General features: G+C 72.7%; 16 protein-coding genes. 12 read left to right on the top strand and 4 right to left on the bottom strand.

Going from position 1 to position 17037, the window contains the following annotated elements:
- Positions 1 to 83 precede the first annotated feature (83 nt).
- Complete coding sequence (locus tag QF032_RS16130; protein WP_107443617.1) at positions 84 to 1007, bottom strand: RNA polymerase sigma factor SigF; 924 nt, start codon at positions 1005 to 1007, stop codon at positions 84 to 86.
- A 249-nt stretch (positions 1008 to 1256) separates the two neighbouring features.
- On the opposite strand from QF032_RS16130, the gene QF032_RS16125 reads away from it, so the two are divergent.
- From QF032_RS16125 to QF032_RS16100, 6 genes are all read left to right on the top strand, one after another.
- Positions 1257 to 1661, top strand: a complete 405-nt coding sequence (locus QF032_RS16125) for an STAS domain-containing protein (protein WP_307043515.1) — start codon at positions 1257 to 1259, stop codon at positions 1659 to 1661.
- 202 nt (positions 1662 to 1863) lie between these two features.
- A complete protein-coding gene (locus QF032_RS16120) occupies positions 1864 to 2412 on the top strand; it encodes an ATP-binding protein (protein WP_307043512.1) in 549 nt (182 codons plus the stop codon).
- A gap of 516 nt (positions 2413 to 2928) precedes the next feature.
- The gene (locus tag QF032_RS16115; RefSeq protein WP_307043510.1) at positions 2929 to 3669 is read left to right on the top strand and encodes an LPXTG cell wall anchor domain-containing protein; all 741 of its coding nucleotides are present in this window, start codon (positions 2929 to 2931) and stop codon (positions 3667 to 3669) included.
- 42 nt (positions 3670 to 3711) lie between these two features.
- Entirely contained in the window at positions 3712 to 4566 is an 855-nt protein-coding gene (locus tag QF032_RS16110) for a COG1470 family protein (protein WP_307056288.1), read from the top strand.
- 56 nt (positions 4567 to 4622) lie between these two features.
- On the top strand, positions 4623 to 5840 hold the full coding sequence (locus QF032_RS16105; RefSeq protein ID WP_373430473.1) for a hypothetical protein: 1218 nt from the start codon (positions 4623 to 4625) through the stop codon (positions 5838 to 5840).
- A 68-nt stretch (positions 5841 to 5908) separates the two neighbouring features.
- Positions 5909 to 7126 carry a hypothetical protein gene (locus tag QF032_RS16100; protein ID WP_307056287.1) on the top strand — a complete coding sequence of 406 codons (1218 nt, stop codon included), beginning with the start codon at positions 5909 to 5911 and terminating at the stop codon, positions 7124 to 7126.
- A gap of 150 nt (positions 7127 to 7276) precedes the next feature.
- Here the strand turns inward: QF032_RS16100 and QF032_RS16095 are convergent, their stop codons facing one another.
- The gene (locus QF032_RS16095; RefSeq protein ID WP_307056286.1) at positions 7277 to 8773 is read right to left on the bottom strand and encodes an oligopeptide:H+ symporter; all 1497 of its coding nucleotides are present in this window, start codon (positions 8771 to 8773) and stop codon (positions 7277 to 7279) included.
- 516 nt (positions 8774 to 9289) lie between these two features.
- Between QF032_RS16095 and QF032_RS16090 the strand changes: the two genes are divergently transcribed.
- Positions 9290 to 9967, top strand: a complete 678-nt coding sequence (locus tag QF032_RS16090; RefSeq protein WP_020128522.1) for a response regulator transcription factor — start codon at positions 9290 to 9292, stop codon at positions 9965 to 9967.
- A 159-nt stretch (positions 9968 to 10126) separates the two neighbouring features.
- On the top strand, positions 10127 to 11401 hold the full coding sequence (locus QF032_RS16085) for an ATP-binding protein (protein ID WP_306951814.1): 1275 nt from the start codon (positions 10127 to 10129) through the stop codon (positions 11399 to 11401).
- 81 nt (positions 11402 to 11482) lie between these two features.
- Here the strand turns inward: QF032_RS16085 and QF032_RS16080 are convergent, their stop codons facing one another.
- The gene (locus QF032_RS16080) at positions 11483 to 12010 is read right to left on the bottom strand and encodes a GtrA family protein (RefSeq protein ID WP_306951816.1); all 528 of its coding nucleotides are present in this window, start codon (positions 12008 to 12010) and stop codon (positions 11483 to 11485) included.
- Positions 12011 to 12209: 199 nt separating this feature from the next.
- Here QF032_RS16080 and QF032_RS16075 point away from each other — a divergent pair, with 199 nt between their 5' ends.
- The 4 genes from QF032_RS16075 (at position 12210) to QF032_RS16060 (ending at position 16439) form a co-directional block, all read left to right on the top strand.
- Complete coding sequence (locus tag QF032_RS16075; RefSeq protein WP_306951818.1) at positions 12210 to 13349, top strand: 5-(carboxyamino)imidazole ribonucleotide synthase; 1140 nt, start codon at positions 12210 to 12212, stop codon at positions 13347 to 13349.
- Entirely contained in the window at positions 13346 to 13867 is a 522-nt protein-coding gene (purE, locus tag QF032_RS16070; protein ID WP_307043496.1) for a 5-(carboxyamino)imidazole ribonucleotide mutase, read from the top strand. Before QF032_RS16075 ends, purE begins: the two co-directional genes overlap by 4 nt.
- 8 nt (positions 13868 to 13875) lie before the next feature.
- Entirely contained in the window at positions 13876 to 15063 is a 1188-nt protein-coding gene (locus QF032_RS16065; protein WP_307056285.1) for a dipeptidase, read from the top strand.
- 125 nt (positions 15064 to 15188) lie between these two features.
- On the top strand, positions 15189 to 16439 hold the full coding sequence (locus tag QF032_RS16060; RefSeq protein WP_307056284.1) for a dipeptidase: 1251 nt from the start codon (positions 15189 to 15191) through the stop codon (positions 16437 to 16439).
- Positions 16440 to 16619: 180 nt separating this feature from the next.
- Here QF032_RS16060 and QF032_RS16055 read toward each other — a convergent pair whose 3' ends face one another.
- Positions 16620 to 17027, bottom strand: a complete 408-nt coding sequence (locus QF032_RS16055) for a VOC family protein (RefSeq protein WP_307056283.1) — start codon at positions 17025 to 17027, stop codon at positions 16620 to 16622.
- Positions 17028 to 17037: the final 10 nt, after the last annotated feature.

Here is a 17037-nt window from a genome sequence, read left to right as displayed (position 1 = left end):
GTGGGCACCGGTATCCGAACGGCACCGGTGTCCGAACGGCACCGGTGAAAGGGGCGTTGCTCCCGGGTCCGCGGCCCGTGGGCCTACTCCTCGAGCGTCAGGCCCTTCCGCAGCCGCACCAGCGTGCGCGACAGCAGCCGCGACACGTGCATCTGCGAGATGCCGAGCTCCTCGCCGATCTCCGACTGGGTCAGACCCGCGACGAAGCGGAGGGAGAGGATCTGGCGGTCACGGGAGGGGAGTTCGGCGATCATCGGCTTCAGGGACTCCACGTACTCGATGCCTTCGAGGCCGTGGTCCTCGTAGCCGATGCGGTCGGCGAGGGCGCCTTCCGAGTCGTCCTCCTCCGGCTGCGCGTCCAGCGACGAGGCGGTGTACGCGTTCGACGCGGCCATGCCCTCGACGACCTCGTCGCGGGAGAGGCCGAGGCGTTCGGCCAGCTCCGCGACGGTGGGCGCCCGGTCGAGCTTCTGCGCCAGCTCGTCGCCCGCCTTGGCGAGGTCGAGCCGCAGCTCCTGGAGCCGGCGCGGGACGCGCACCGACCACGAGGTGTCACGGAAGAACCGTTTGATCTCGCCGATGATGGTTGGCATCGCGAAGGTCGGGAACTCGACGCCGCGCGACAGCTCGAAGCGGTCGATCGCCTTGATCAGGCCGATGGTGCCGACCTGGATGATGTCCTCCATCGGCTCACTGCGGGAGCGGAACCGGGAGGCGGCGAACTTGACCAGCGCGAGGTTCAGTTCGACGAGGGTGTTGCGGACGTACGAGTACGCGTGCGTGCCCTCTTCGAGGGATTCGAGCCGCGCGAACAGGGTCTTGGACAGGGCCCGCGCGTCGACGGGTGCGATCTCGTCGTACGGGGGGATGTCCGGGAGTCCGGCGAGGAGGTCGGTGGGGTCGACGTCCTGCACCGCGTGCTGTGCGATGGGTTCCAGACTTTTCAGTTCCGGAGGGGGTGTCGACGTCGCTCCGCGGGTATGCGGTGCGTCGAGCCGGGGTGACATGAGTCCTCCATCGTTCTCGGCGTATGGCTGCCGATGCCAGTGAGCGCACTTCGGTGTGCGGCGCCTCCATAGCCGGCCGTGTCGGGTACGTGTTCCCCCTAGCCCTACCCGCTTTACTTGACCGATCGCAAGTGCATTTTGTGGGCTTATGTCCGTTTGTGTGCGAATGTTCAGGTGTGAGGTCACTGGCCGAGGGCGTAGGGTGCGAGAGCGTCAGCAACCAGTTCACGACCCCGGGAGAGAGACGGCATGGACCGCGGGACGGTCGGCAGCGCACAGTCTGGCCGGCTTCTGGTCGAGGTACGGCAAGAAGGCTCGAGTGCCGTGGTGACCCCGGCAGGTGAGTTGGATCACCACACGGCCGATCTGTTGCGTGAGCCACTCGACGACTGCCTTTCCAGAGGCCTCAGCCGGCTGGTGGTGGACTGCGCACGCCTGGAGTTCTGCGACTCCACCGGGCTCAACGTGCTCCTCGGCGCCCGCCTGAAGGCGGAGGCGGCCGGTGGCGGAGTCCACCTGGCCGGCATGCAGCCCGTGGTGGCGCGGGTTTTCGAGATCACCGGCGCGGACGCGGTGTTCACCGTGCACGACACGGTGGAAGCGGCCCTCGCGGACGGCGACGGCGAGCGCGACGAGCGTGACGGGGACGGCTGAGCTTCGCCGTCCGTCCGAAACGGGTGGAAACGGGGCGAAGGCGGGGGGTGTTCCGCCGGGTCCCCCGGGCAGGAGACATCCTGAACCCGAACACGGCGGCGGCGACACCGGCGCACACGCCGTTCGGCTGCGTACGGACTGTAGTGATCGACTGTTGAACTGTGAACCGGTTGAATCGGGGAATCGGTGAGGTGAAGCGCTGATGAGCACCACCCGGCCTTACTCGCCGGGCGACCGCGGCCCGGAGCCCAGCGGCGCTTCCGGGGCGTCCGAAGGGGGCCCGCAGGCGGCCGGTGCGTCCGGAGGGGGCACGGCAGCCGTGGCCTCCGCGTCGTCCGGCGGCCCTCAGGTACGCAGACTGAGCTTCGAGGACGCCAGCGGCGTCGTCCCGCTCGCCCGCGACTTCGCCCGGCAGGCGCTGTACGCCTGGGGCTGGCTGCCCGCCGCCACCGCCGACCAGCGGGCCGCCGCCGAGGACGTGCTGCTGGTCGTCTCCGAGCTGGTCACCAACGCGTGTCTGCACGCCGACGGGCCGGACGGGCTGGTCCTCGGCTGCGACAAGAAGGTGATCCGCGTGGAGGTCTCCGACCGCGGCACGGGACAGCCGGCCCCGCGCACCCCGCACCGCGCGGGCCGCCCGGGCGGGCACGGCATGTTCATCGTCCAGCGCCTCTGCCTGGACTGGGGAGTCGTCCGCGCCCCCGGCCTGGCCGGCAAGACCGTCTGGGCAGAACTGGGCGCCCCGGCCTGACCCCCCGGTCGGCGCCCGGCCTTCCCGCCGCCGACCCACCGGCGCGCGGACGCCGTCACCGAAACTTGTTGCGCGCTGCCGGGGAGACCAGTCCGGCTCAGGCGAAGACGTACGACGTCGAGGTCTGGCTGCCCGGTCTCGGCGCCTGCGCCGAGGTCAGCTCGGTGTCGAACGCCCGGGACTACCGGGCCCGGCGCGGTCTGATCCGCTACGGCCGGCCGGCGGCGGAAAGCCGCGGTACGTGCACACGCTCGACGCGTCGGGGCTCGCCACCAGCCGCCTGCTGCCGGCCCTCCTCGATCGGCATCAGCGGCCCGACGGAACGGTCGCGGTCCCCGAGGTCCTCCGGCGCTGGGGGCTCCCGCCGCCCTCCGGGCCCGCTGAACCCGCGCGCCGGATCGGCGCAACTCCGGCGCGCACCTTCTCTTCCCTCCTCATCGCCCCGGGCGTACCTTGACGGCTCAATCTGATGCCTCGTCAGTAAGGGCGGGGCGGTGGGAGTGAGGGGACGGGACCGTGTCGAACCGGAAGCGAACCGCCGCGCTCGCGACTGCCGCGGCCCTGGCCGGCGTGGCGGTGGTCTGGACGGCCGCCCCCGCGGCCGTCGCCGAGGTCGTGAACGTCAACTACGTCTGCAAGACCCCGATCGGCGACAAGAGCGCCGTCTCGCCCATCGACATCAAGGCCGCCAAGAGCGGCGACGGCTACCGGATCACCATGTCCTGGCAGAAGGGCGTGTCCTCCAGCCCGGTCGAACTCGGCGCGGGTTCGATGAAGCCGAGCGCCACCGTCAAGCTGGGCGGCGCCGACAGCGGCACCCTGGACGTGACGGGGCCCGCCAACCAGGCAGCGATCCCGGAGAACACCCCCATCAAGATCAACGACCTCAGCGGCACCTACACGCCGAAGAAGTCCGGCAAGGTCACCTTCACGGCCGGCGTGCTCACCATCAAGGCGCTCGGCACGACCACCACGTGCACGCCCTCCAACACCCCGGCCCCCTCCCTCACCCTCGACGTGACGGCGTCGGGCGGCGGATCCGGAGGCGGCGGCTCCAGCGGCGGCACGGGCTCGGGCGGTAGCACCGGCTCGGGCGGTAGCACCGGCACCGGCGGCACCGGCGGCGATCTCCCGCAGACCGGCCCCGAGGACTCCGCGATCGCCCTCGGCACCCTCGGCGGCACCGTGCTGCTGGCCGGCGCGGCGGGCGCCCTGTGGCTGACCAGGCGCAACCAGCCGGCGCGCACCCGCCACTGACCGCACCGCACCACCCCCCGCGCACGAGTGCTGGAGCCGCCGATGCCGTACCCCCCAGCCCGCGCCCCGCGGCTGTCCCTGCCGCTGGTCCTGCTGCTGTCCCTGCCCCTGCTGCTCGCCGCCGTGCCCGCGGACTCCGGCGCAGACTGGTCGGCGGCGCCCTCGGGAGGCGGACGGCCGTCCTTCTACTGCGAGGGCGTGCCCGGCGCGGTGCTCCAGGACACGGTGGCCGTCACCAACTGGGGCGCCGAGCCGCTCACCGTACGGCTGCGGGCGGCCGGCGCCGGTCTGCGCGTCGCCTTCGCCGGGCCGGCCGCCCTCGCGGTGCCCGCCCGCACCCGCGCCGAGGTCCCCTTCACGGTGACGGTCCCGGCGGACGCCCGGCCCGGCGACGCCGCCGGCGAGGTCGTCGTGCGGGACGCGGCCGGCCTGGAGGCGGCGGTGCCGCTGCTGGTCCGGGTCGGCGGTCCGCGGCTGGCCGCGCTGACCGTCGAGCGGGTGGCCGTCCACGGCCACCGCATCACGTACGAGCTGGTCAACCGAGGCACCACGGTCCTCGTCCCGCGGCTCGCCGTGCACGCGGACGGTGTCCTCGGGGCCGTCCTCGACCGGGCCCCACGCACCCTGCCCGTCCGGCTCCCGCCGGGCAGCCGCCTCGCCCTCGACGAGCCCTGGCCGGACCGCCCCGCGCTGGACGCGGTCACCGTGCGCCTGACGGTCACCGCTCCGGGCGCGGCGCAGGCCACCGGGCGCGCGTCGGCCCGCTTCGTGCCGTGGGCCGCGACGGCGGGCGCGGCGGCCGGCGCGCTGTCGGCGGCGGCGGCCGTGGTGGCCGTACGACGACGCGGGCGCCGCCCGGCCGCCGCGCAAGCCGAGTCGAGAGGAGCGCCGGCGTGAGAGGCAAGCCGCGCAGCACGGTGAAGGCGACGACGCCGGCCGTGCTCCCGTCCCCGCTGCTCTTCCTGTTTCTGACCCTGCTCCTGCCGTTCCTGCCGCTGCTGCCCGCGGCCGGTCCGGCGGCCGCCGCCGACAGGCCGGCCGTCACGCTCTCCACCGCCCAGGCGGGCACCGGCGGTTCGGTCACCGTCAACGGCAGCGGCTGGCGGCCGCGCACGCTGGTGATGCTGCTGATCTGCGGGCAGGCGACGCCGGCCCGGGGCGTCGTCGGCGGGACCAACTCCTGTGCCAACGCCGACGGTCGCGCCGTCACCACCGACGCCGAGGGCCGCTTCAGCCGGCCGCTGCCGGTGGCCGATCCGCCGGCGCCCTGTCCGTGCGTGGTGCACGCGGCCACCGCGACCGGCGCGAAGGCCCAGGCCGACGCCGTGTTCCAGGTGGCCGGGCACCCCGTCCGGCCGCTGCCCGCGGCGACGACCGGCGGACGGCTGTCGGTGCTCACCGACACCCGGCTGGAGGGCTCCGGCGGTCTGCTCACCTGGTTCGGCGCGCCGCCCTCCCGCACGCTCGTCTTCACCGTCGGCAACGTGGGCACCGGCCCCGTCGAGAACCCCGTCTTCCGTGTCGGCACCGCGCACGGGGTGTTCGCCCCGCAGTGGGACGAGCGCCAGTGGCACGGCACGATCCGCCCCGGCGGGAAGGCGCGCGTCGAGCTGCCCGTGGAGCTCGCCGCCGGCGCCCACGGCGACTACACCGTCTCCCTCGGGTACGGCGGGAAGGTCCTCGCCGAGCAGCCGTGGGGCGTCGGCCGCCCCTGGGGCGTGACCCTCTTCTGGATCCTGCTCTGCCTGGTGGTGCCGGCGGCGCTCTTCCGTATCGGGATGGCCGTGGTGGACCGGGTGCGCCCCCGCCCGACGGCCCGGCGGCCGGCCCGCACCCGCCGTCCCGGACGCCTGCGGCCCGCCCCGGAGCCCGAGCCCTCCGCCCCCTCGCACGCGAGCCTGCCGTGGTTCACCCCGGACGGCGCTCCGGGCGCGACGGTCCGCATCCCCACCCCGCACGACGCCCGCCCCACCCCTCCTGCGCCCCCCACCCCTCCCGCGGCCTCCGCGCCCCCCACTGCTCCCGCGGCCTCCACGGCTCCTGTGCCTCCCTCGGCCCCCACGCGTCCTCCGACCCCCACGCAGCCCACGAATTCCACAAACCCCACAAACCCCACAAGCCCCACAAGCCCCACAAGCCCCACGACTCCCCACAGGAAGGGATCCACGTGAGTGAGAGAGCCATATGCTCCGAGCGGGCGCCCGCCCGGAAGCGAGCGGCCGCAGCGGGCGCCGCCGTCATGCTCACCGGGGCGGCCGTCCTGCTGGGCGTGACCGCCGTACCGGCACAGGCCGCGGAGGTCGCCTACGCCACCAAGTGCGTACCGCCCTCCGGCATCGGCCTGCCCGACGTCAACGGCACCACCAAGGTCGAGATCAGCGCGCCGGCCACGGCGAAGGTCGGCGACACCGTCGACGTCGTCTGGAAGTTCACCCAGGCCGCGTCGAAGAACCCCGACATCATCGACCTGCCCGCGAACTCGGTCCAGCCGTCCGGCACCCTCAAGGCCGCCGGCGCGCAGCGCGCGGACATCGCGATGCAGGGGACCCGGCAGAACCCGGCGATCCCCAAGGGCGGCGCGATGACGCTGTCCGACATGAAGGGCACGCTGAAGCTGACGGCGGCCGGACAGGTGACGCTGACGCCGGACGCCTACGTCGTCAACGCGCTGTCGACCGACACCAGGTGCGCGCCGACGGAGGCGGTCCAGCCGGCGGCGACCATCACCGTGACGGCGGGATCGGGGAGTTCGGGATCGGGTTCGTCCTCGCCGAGCACGTCGCCCACGCCCAGCACCCGTCCGTCGGCGTCCGGGACCGGCGACAGCGGCGCGACCCACTTCACCGGCAAGGTCGTCGACATCCCCTACACCTGTCAGTCGCCGATCGGCGTGAAGAAGGCGACCTCACCCATCCAGATCAACGCCAGGAAGAACAACGGGAGTTACGACCTCACCGTGCAGTTCAAGAAGTCGGTCATGGACAGTCCCATCGCCATCCCGGCCGGCAAGGTGAAGCCGATCCTGCAGGTCGTGCTGGGCGGCGCGGACAAGGGGTCGGTGAGGGTGGAAGGCCCGCTGAACGCCGAGCCGATCCCGCAGAACAGCCCCATCCGGATCCCGGACCTCAAGGGCGTCTACAAGCCCGGTGCGACCGGTGAGTCCACGCTCTCCCCGGGTGTCCTCACCGTCGAGGCCATGGGCACGACCACCACCTGCACTCCGGACAGCACGGCCGTCTCCCTCACGCTGGACACCGCGCAGCAGGCGAGCGGCGCGTCCGGCGGCAGCGGCTCGTCGTCCTCGGGCGGGTCGACGTCGACGTCGACGAGCGGCGGTCTCGCGGAGACGGGCTCCGGCGACCACGGCGCGCTGAAGGCCCTGGGCCTGGTGGCGGGTACGGCGATCCTGCTGGGCGGCGCGGTGTTCACCTTCATGCCCAGGAGGAGCACGGACTGAGCCCCGCACCGACGCCGGAGCCCCACATCGACGAGGGAGCCCCGCACCGACGCCGGAGCCCCGGGCGACGGCAAAGGGCTGCACCGGCGACGACGGAGGGCCGCCGTACCCCACGGGTACGGCGGCCCTCCGGCGGCACGGGAGCGGACGTCAGTGCACGTCCCCCATGAGCTCCTTCACCTTCTTGCGGTACATCCACACCGCCGCGCCGGCGAGGACGGCGAGTACGGCCTCCAGGGCCACGATGCCCGTCTTGTTGAGGTCGACGCCGGCGATGGACAGCAGACCGGTCGTGGCGTCGCCCGCGGTGACCGCCAGGAACCAGACGCCCATCATCTGCGAGGCGTACTTGGCGGGCGCCATCTTCGTGGTGACGGACAGGCCGACGGGGGAGAGGGTCAGCTCGCCGACGGTCTGCACGAAGTAGATCGCCGCCAGCCACAGAGCGGCCGCCTTGTGACCGCCCTCGGCGATCGCCAGCGGGGCCAGGAACAGGAAGAACGACGCGCCGACCAGGACGAGGCCCATGGCGAACTTCGTCGCGGTGCTCGGCTCCTTGCCGCGCCGGGCCAGCGCCAGCCAGGCCCACGCGAAGAGCGGGGCCAGCGCCATGATCAGGACCGGGTTGACCGACTGGTACCAGGAGACCGGGAAGTCCCAGCCGAGGACGCTGTTCTTGGCGGAGGACTCCGCGAACAGGGACAGCGTCGAGCCGCCCTGGTCGTAGATCATCCAGAACACGGCCGCGGCGACGAAGAACCAGACGTACGCCGTCAGCTTGGACTGCTCGGCGCGGTCCAGCTCCTTGTCCCGCTTCATCCGGGCGATGACGAGCACCGGGATGACCAGGCCGGCCACCGTGATCGGCACCAGCAGCCAGTTCAGCGTGTAGACGCCGGAGACGCCCACCACGGCGTAGAAGACGATCGCGACGGCCGCCCAGAACGCGGCCTTGCGCAGCGTGGCCGCCTTCTCCTGCGCCGACAGCGGCGTGGGGACGATGTCCGAGCGGGCGCTCAGGTGGCGGCCGCCGAGCAGGAACTGGGTGAGGCCCAGGCCCATGCCGAGCGCGGCGAGCGCGAAGCCCAGGTGCCAGTTGACGTTCTCACCGATGGTGCCGATGATCAGCGGCGCGGCGAACGCGCCCAGGTTGATGCCGATGTAGAACAGCGTGAAGCCGCCGTCACGGCGCGGGTCGTCGGGCCCGTCGTAGAGGTGGCCGACCATCGTGGAGATGTTGGCCTTGAGCAGGCCCGAGCCGATGGCGACGAGGCCGAGCCCCGCGTAGAAGGTGCCGGCGTTCGGCAGCGCGAGGGTCAGATGGCCGAGCATGATGATCGCGCCGGCGACGGCGACGGTCCTGCGGGGGCCGAGCACACGGTCCGCGAACCAGCCGCCGGGCAGGGCGAGCAGGTACACGAGCGACAGGTAGACCGAGTAGATCGCGGTCGCCGTCGCGGCGCTGAGGTGCAGGCTGCCGGGGGCGACCAGGTACAGCGGGAGCAGGGCCCGCATGCCGTAGTAGGAGAAACGCTCCCACATCTCGGTCATGAAGAGAGTGGCCAGTCCGCGGGGGTGGCCGAAGAAGGTCTTCCCGGAGCCGGGGGTGCCCGGGCGGACCGTGTCCTTCGTCAGGCTGGACGCCATGTCGTTCCTTGCTGGTCGGGACGCGCCGCGAGAGCTCGCGCGCCCGGTGGGGGTCTGGCCGGCACCGGCGGACCGCGTCGCCCCCCTACGCCCGGGGGGAGTCCGCTCCGGGTCGCGAAGCGGTCGACGGCGACCACCGGGATCCACGCCCCCTCCTCGGGGGCCCGGCCACAGGTCGTTCCTTTCGGGGCCGGCGGACCGGCCCGCACACAGAAGGGACCTTCAGCGTCAATACGACCGCCAAAGGTCCTTGTGTACTACAGGCGTTCTCTCACCATACGGCAGCACAATGCCGCATATGGAAGGACTTGAGACACGGATCACAGGTGATCAAGGAACCGTGGGCGGCACTTCGAAGGTCTGTACCAGGATGCCATCCCCCGACCGCAGGTCCGTACCAACATTCACGGTCTTGCGGGCCCCGGACGGCGGCCGGTCTGTCCGGCATGTCCGGGGTAAGAAAGCGCGTGGACGATCACACTTCGACGGCCGCCCGCCGCGGACTACCATCAGCTCATGACCCGAGTACTGCTCGCCGAGGACGACGCGTCCATCTCGGAGCCGCTGGCCCGCGCACTGCGCAGGGAAGGCTACGAGGTCGAGGTGCGCGAGGACGGCCCCACCGCGCTGGACGCCGGAATGCAGGGCGGCGTCGACCTGGTCGTGCTGGACCTCGGTCTGCCCGGCATGGACGGCCTGGAGGTGGCCCGGCGGCTGCGCTCCGAGGGCCACGCCATTCCGATCCTGATCCTGACCGCGCGCGCCGACGAGGTGGACACCGTCGTCGGCCTGGACGCGGGCGCGGACGACTACGTCACCAAGCCCTTCCGGCTGGCGGAGCTCCTGGCCCGGGTCCGGGCACTGTTGCGGCGCGGCGCGTCCGAACCGCAGCAGCCGCCCGCCACGCACGGCGTGCGCATCGACGTCGAGTCGCACCGCGCGTGGATGGGCGAGGAGGAACTCCAGCTCACCGCCAAGGAGTTCGACCTGCTGCGGGTCCTGGTGCGCGACGCGGGCCGGGTCGTCACCCGCGACCAGCTGATGCGCGAGGTGTGGGACACCACCTGGTGGTCCTCGACCAAGACCCTCGACATGCACATCTCCTGGCTGCGCAAGAAGCTCGGCGACGACGCGGCCAACCCCCGCTACATCGCCACCGTGCGGGGTGTGGGCTTCCGCTTCGAGAAGAGCTGAGTGCTCCGCCGGGGTCGACCGGACGACGCGCGTCACCATCGATCTGGCTTGTGCGGGATGCGCGTCCTCGGTCCGGAGGGGGCTGGCCGCGCAGTTCCCCGCGCCCCTTGAGGGTGTTGTGCCAACCGCTCTCGTCACGTCACCGCCCCGGAGGGCACCGTGCGTCGCCGTCTCATTCAGTCCACCCTCGCCGTGGTGCTCGTCGTCATCGCGGTGTTCGGGGTGTCCCTCGTCATCGTCGAGACCCGCACGATCAGCAACAGCGCCCAGGAGCGGGTCGACTCCGAGGCGCTGCGGCTGGCCAGCATCGTGGACAGCCGGCTCGTCGGCTCGGAGAACGTCACCCCGGCGATACTGCGCGACCAGGTCACACAGGACCGTTACGCCGAGATCCGCATCCCCGGCCGGCCGGTCATCGAGGTCGGGACCAAGCCCACCGGCGACGTCATCAAGGCACAGGCCAGCGGCGAGGAGGGTGAGACCGTCCTGGTCCAGGAGCCGCGCTCCACGGTGACCCGGGAGGTCGGCCGCACCCTGCTGATCATCGCCCTCGTGGCGCTGCTCGCGGTGGTCGCCGCGGTCCTGCTGGCCATCCGCCAGGCCAACCGCCTCGCCTCCCCGCTGACCGACCTCGCCGAGACTGCCGAACGCCTCGGCTCGGGCGACCCGCGCCCCCGTCACAAGCGGTACGCCGTCCCCGAGCTGGACCGGGTCGCCGACGTCCTCGACTCCTCCGCCGAGCGCATCGCCCGCATGCTCACCGCCGAACGACGGCTCGCGGCGGACGCCTCCCACCAGCTGCGCACCCCCCTGACCGCCCTGTCGATGCGTTTGGAGGAGATCACCCTCACCGACGACCCCGACACGGTGAAGGAGGAGGCAACCATCGCCCTGACCCAGGTGGAACGCCTGACGGACGTCGTCGAACGGCTGCTGACCAACGCCCGGGACCCGCGCACCGGCTCCGCCGTCACCTTCGACCTCGACGAGGTCATCCAGCAGCAGCTCGCCGAGTGGCGGCCCGCCTACCGCGGCGACGGCCGGGCCATCGTCAGCTCCGGCAAACGCCATCTGCGCGCCGTGGGCACGCCCGGCGCGGTCGCCCAGGTCCTGGCCGCCCTGATCGAGAACTCCCTCATGCACGGTGGTGGCACGGTGGCGCTGCGCACCCGGGTCACCGGCAACCAGGCCGTCGTCGAGGTGACCGACGAGGGGCCGGGCGTCCCCGCCGACCTCGGGGCCCGCATCTTCGAGCGGGCGATCAGCGGCCGCAACTCCACCGGCATCGGTCTGGCCGTGGCCCGCGACCTGGCGGAGGCCGACGGCGGCCGGCTGGAGATGCTCCAGGCGCAGCCCCCCGTCTTCGGCCTGTTCCTGTCCCGCACGGCCCCGCAGACGCGCACGGCGAACGACGAGGAGCCCACCGTCAGGTGAGGGCGGCGCACCGCCCCTCCGGCTCAGCGGCCCCGCGTGCTCAGCGGCCCCGTCGGGCTCAGCAGAGCCTCGCCGGCAGGCTCAGCCGACCCGCTGCGAAGCCTTCGGTGCGGGCCTCCTGGCCTGCTCGGCCACCGCACGGAACGGCTCCGGCTCCGGCTCCACGCCGGGCACGGGCTCCGTGGCGGGCAGCGCCCGGAAGACCCACGTGCGGTAGGACCAGAACCGGAACAGCGTCGCGACCCCGATGCCGACGAACTTGAACACGTTGTTCTGCAGCGGGCTGTCCCAGCCGAAGCCGTACGTCGCCACGAACAACAGCCCGTTCTCGATCACCAGGCCCACCGCGCTGAACAGCAGGAACAGCGTCAGTTCCTTCGTGCGCCCGCCCTTGTCGCGGTCACGGTAGGTGAAGTAACGGAACCCGACGTAGTTGAAGACGATCGACACGACGGTCGCGAGCACGCTCGCCCGCACCACCTGCAGATCGGTGAGATGCCGGACCAGGTTGAACACGCCGAGGTTGACCAGCAGGCCCGCACCGCCCACGGCTCCGAACTTGGCCAGCTCGTGGACGAGCCTCTTCAGCCCCGAGGAACCATGCGCCATGGTCGTACAGGCCCCCGTCCGGGTTCGGTTTCGTCAACCCAGCCATGCTAACCACCACTCTTCTCGGTTTCCTGTGGTCCCGCTCACCGGACCGCGCCCGACGGGGCAGATGCGGTGGATACGGCGGGTATGGGCAGGGAAAGGTCCGGGTAAGAGGCGCGGGATCCGGCCCCGGTGGCGTGGCCGATACCCTGGGGGCGTGACGTTCCCGGTAGTCGGCATGGTCGGCGGGGGCCAGCTCGCTCGTATGACACACGAGGCGGGCATCCCGCTCGGCATCAGGTTCAAGCTCCTCAGTGACACCCCACAGGATTCCGCGGCGCAGGTCGTGAGCGATGTCGTCATCGGCGACTATCGCGATCTCGACACGCTCCGTGAGTTCGCGCGCGGGTGCGATGTGATCACCTTCGATCACGAACACGTTCCCACCGAGCATCTTCGGGCGCTGGAGGCGGACGGCATCCCCGTCCGCCCGGGCCCCGACGCGCTGGTGCACGCCCAGGACAAGGGGGTGATGCGCGCCAGACTCGACGCGATCGGCGTCCCGTGCCCACGGCACCGGATCGTGACCGACCCGGCCGACGTGGCCGCCTTCGCGGCCGAGGGCGACGGCTTCCCGGTCGTCCTGAAGACCGTCCGCGGCGGTTACGACGGCAAGGGTGTGTGGGTCGTCGACTCCGCCGAGGAGGCCGCAGACCCCTTCCGGGCCGGCGTCCCCGTGCTGGCCGAGGAGAAGGTCGACTACGTGCGCGAGCTCGCCGCCAACGTCGTGCGCTCCCCGCACGGCCAGGCGGTCGCGTACCCGGTCGTCGAGTCCCAGCAGGTCGGCGGCGTCTGCGACACCGTGATCGCCCCGGCCCCCGGCCTGGACGAGGCCCTCGCGCTGCGGGCCGAGGAGATGGCCCTCAGCATCGCCAAGGAACTCGGCGTCGTGGGCCACCTCGCGGTCGAGCTGTTCCAGACCCGCGACGGCCGCATCCTCGTCAACGAACTGGCGATGCGCCCGCACAACTCGGGCCACTGGTCGATGGACGGCGCGATCACCTCGCAGTTCGCCAACCACGTCCGCGCGGTCCTGGACCTCCCGCTCGGCGACCCGCGCCCGCGCGCCCCGTGGACGGTGATGGTCAACGTCCTCGGCGGCGACTACCCGGACATGTACTCCGCGTACCTGCACTGCATGGCCCGCGACCCCCAGCTGAAGATCCACATGTACGGCAAGGACGTGAAGCCCGGCCGCAAGGTCGGCCACGTCAACACCTACGGCGACGACCTGGACGACGTCCTCGAACGCGCACGTCACGCAGCCGGTTACCTGAGAGGCACGATCACCGAATGAGCCCTGTCGTAGGCATCGTCATGGGGTCGGACAGCGACTGGCCCGTCATGGAGGCCGCAGCCCAGGCCCTCGACGAGTTCGAGATCGCGTACGAGGTCGACGTCGTCTCCGCGCACCGCATGCCGCGCGAGATGATCGCGTACGGCGAGCAGGCGGACGGACGCGGCCTCAAGGTCATCATCGCGGGCGCCGGCGGCGCGGCCCACCTGCCCGGCATGCTCGCCTCCGTGACCCCGCTGCCGGTGATCGGCGTGCCCGTGCCCCTGAAGTACCTGGACGGCATGGACAGCCTGCTGTCCATCGTGCAGATGCCGGCCGGCGTGCCCGTCGCGACCGTCTCCGTCGGCGGCGCGCGCAACGCCGGCCTGCTGGCCGCCCGCATCCTCGCCGCGCACGACGAGGAGCTGCTCGCCCGGATGCGCGAGTTCCAGCAGGAGCTGGGCGACCAGGCCACCGAGAAGGGCAAGCGGCTGCGGGCCAAGGTCGAGGGCTCGAACGGCTTCGGCTTCGGGAAGTGACGGGCGACGTGAGCGAGCCGACCTCACTGGCCGCCGCCCGCGAGCTCCTGCGCGAGTTCCCGGTCGCCGACGGCCACAACGACCTGCCCTGGGCGCTGCGCGAACAGGTCCGCTACGACCTCGACGCCCGCGACATCGCCGCCGACCAGCACGCCCACCTGCACACCGACATCCCCCGGCTGCGCGCGGGCGGGGTCGGCGCGCAGTACTGGTCGGTGTACGTGCGCTCGGACCTGCCCGACGCGGTCCCGGCGACGCTGGAGCAGATCGACTGCGTCCGGCGGCTCGTCGCCCGCCATCCGCGCGACCTGCGCGCGGCGCTGACGGCCGCCGACATGGAGGCGGCCCGCGCGGAGGGCCGGATCGCCTCGCTGATGGGCGCGGAGGGCGGTCACTCCATCGCCAACTCGCTGGGCACGCTGCGCGGGCTGTACGCGCTCGGCGTGCGCTACCTGACGCTCACCCACAACGACAACGTGGACTGGGCGGACTCCGCGACCGACGAGCCGGCGGTCGGCGGTCTGTCCGCCTTCGGCCGCGAGGTCGTGCGCGAGATGAACCGCGAGGGCATGCTGGTCGACCTCTCGCACGTGGCGGCGATCACCATGCGGGACGCGCTCGACGCGACGAGCGCGCCGGTGATCTTCTCCCACTCCTCAGCGCGCGCGGTCTGCGACCATCCGCGCAACATCCCGGACGACGTCCTGGAACGGCTGCCCGCCAACGGCGGCATGGCGATGGTGACGTTCGTGCCGAAGTTCGTCCTCCAGGCCGCGGTCGACTGGACGGCCGCGGCCGACGACAACATGCGCGCCCACGGTTTCCACCACCTCGACACCACCCCCGAGGCGATGAAGGTGCACCGGGCCTTCGAGGAGACCCGCCCCCGCCCGATCGCCACCGTCGCCACGGTCGCCGACCACCTCGACCACATGCGCGAGGTCGCCGGCGTCGACCATCTCGGCATCGGCGGCGACTACGACGGCACGGCCTTCACCCCGGAAGGGCTGAACGACGTCTCCGGCTATCCCCGCCTGATCGCGGAACTCCTCGACCGCGGCTGGTCGGCCGCCGACCTCGCCAAGCTGACCTGGCAGAACGCGGTCCGCGTGCTGGGCGCGGCGGAGGACGTGGCCAGGGACCTGCGCACCACGCGCGCGGCGTCCCACGCGACGATCGGGTCACTGGACGGCTGACCCCGTCCGACGCGGGCGGGGGCGGCCGTCCTCGCCCGCGTACCCCCGAACGCCCTGTCCACCGGGAAGAACGCCGCCCCCCGTGCGACGGTGGCCGTACTGCTGATCGACGTACGGAGACCGTCATGGCCGACCTCCAGGACGAACTGCGGCCCCTTCCCGAGGCCGGCGAGCTGGACGACGAGGCGCAGACGGCCCCTTCCACGGCCGCCCCGTACACGCGGGGGGCGACCGGGACCGAGGAGACCGACGCCGCCGCGCCGGGGTCCGTCCCGGAGCCGGAGCCGGAGCCGGAGCCGAAGTCCGAGCAGGAACGGGAGCCGAAGCGGGAGCCGGCGGGGGAGCGGGAGCCGGCGGGCAGCCCGTTGGAGCGCGCCCGGGCCCTCCTCACCGACCACCCCGTCGCCGACGGCTACAGCGGACTGCCGTGGGCCCTGCGGCACCTGCCCTGGTACGACCTCCAGCTCGGCGAGAGCGCCGTCGACACGGACATGCCCCGGCTGCGGGAGGGACACGTCGGCGCGTTGCTGTGGTCACTGCACCCGCCCGAGGGCGTCGCCCCCGAACGGGCCGTCGGCGCGACCCTGGAGCAGCTGGACCACGCCCGGTCGGTGATCGCCGCCCATCCCGAGGGGCTGCGGCTGGCGCTCAGCGCCGGGCAGCTCATCGACGCCCACCACTGCGGCCGGGTGGCCGTCGTGCTGGGTCCGGCCACGGCCGCCGCGATGGACGGCTCCCTCGGCATCCTGCGGTCGCTGCACACCCTCGGGCTGCGCGTCCTGACTCTCGTCGGCGCCTCGTGGGCGGGTGAGGAGGGACTGACCCGGTTCGGCGAGGAGGTCGTGCGCGAGATGAACCGGATCGGCGTGCTGGCCGACCTTTCCGGGGCCTCCGACGCCACGATCGGCCGGGTGCTGGCGCTCTCCAAGACACCGGTGCTCTGCACCCGCTCCGCCGCCCGCGCGCTGCGCCCGCACCCCGGCAACCTGCCCGACGGGCTGCTCGCCGAGCTGGGCGCGGCCAAGGGGCTGTGCCTGGTGCCGCTGACCGCCGAGCAGACCGGCCCGACCGTCCGGGACGTGGCCGACCACCTCGACCACGTCCGGGCGATCGCCGGCCCGGACTGCGTCGGCCTGTCCGGCACCTACGACTCCGGCGCCGCCCACCCGCAGGGCCTCGCCGACGCCTCCGGATACCCGCACCTGATCGCCGAGCTGCTGGGCCGCGGCTGGCCGGAGACCGACATCGCGTTGCTGACCTGGGGCAACATGCAGCGCGTCCTGCGCACGGCCGACTTCGCGGCCCGGGCGGCACGGGGCCGCCGGGAACCGCCGCCGGCCGGGGTCACACACCTGAACGGCCGTCAGGACGCCTGACGCGGCGCACCCCGGCCCCACCGGCCTACCCGGCGCACCCCGGCCCCGACCGGCCTGTGCGGCATACGCGGCGCACCCGGTCCCGGCCGGCCTGCGCGGCTTACGCGGCGGCTCGGGCCGGCCCGGTCCACGCGGCCGCTCAGGCCGGCCCGGTCCACGCGGCCGCCCGGGTCGGCCGGTTCAGGGGTGTTCGATGCGGCAGAGGCAGAAGGGATGGCCGGCCGGGTCGGCGTACACCTGGAAGCCCTTCTTCTCCCGGTCCTCCAGGTCCAGCGGGCGGGCGCCCAGCGCCAGCACCCGCTCGTGGGCGGCGTCCATCTCCTCCCAGGTGGAGCCGCCGTCGAGGTCCAGATGGAACTGCTGCGGGTTGCGGTCCGCGCGCGGCCATTCCGGCGGGGTGTACCCCTCCACCCGCTGGAAGGCGATCCTGGGCCCGCCGGGGACGCGCAGGACGATCCAGTCGTCCTCGCCCTCCTCGCCCTCGCCGGCATCCGGCGAGCCGCCCAGGACCGCCGCGTAGAACCCGGCGAGCGCGCGCGGATCGGGACAGTCGAGGACGACGGAGCGGAAGCGGGCTACGGGCGGCATGGAACCCTCC

This window comes from Streptomyces achromogenes (genome assembly GCF_030816715.1).
Classification (GTDB): domain Bacteria; phylum Actinomycetota; class Actinomycetes; order Streptomycetales; family Streptomycetaceae; genus Streptomyces; species Streptomyces achromogenes_A.
This window is presented reverse-complemented; position numbering and strand designations above follow the sequence as displayed.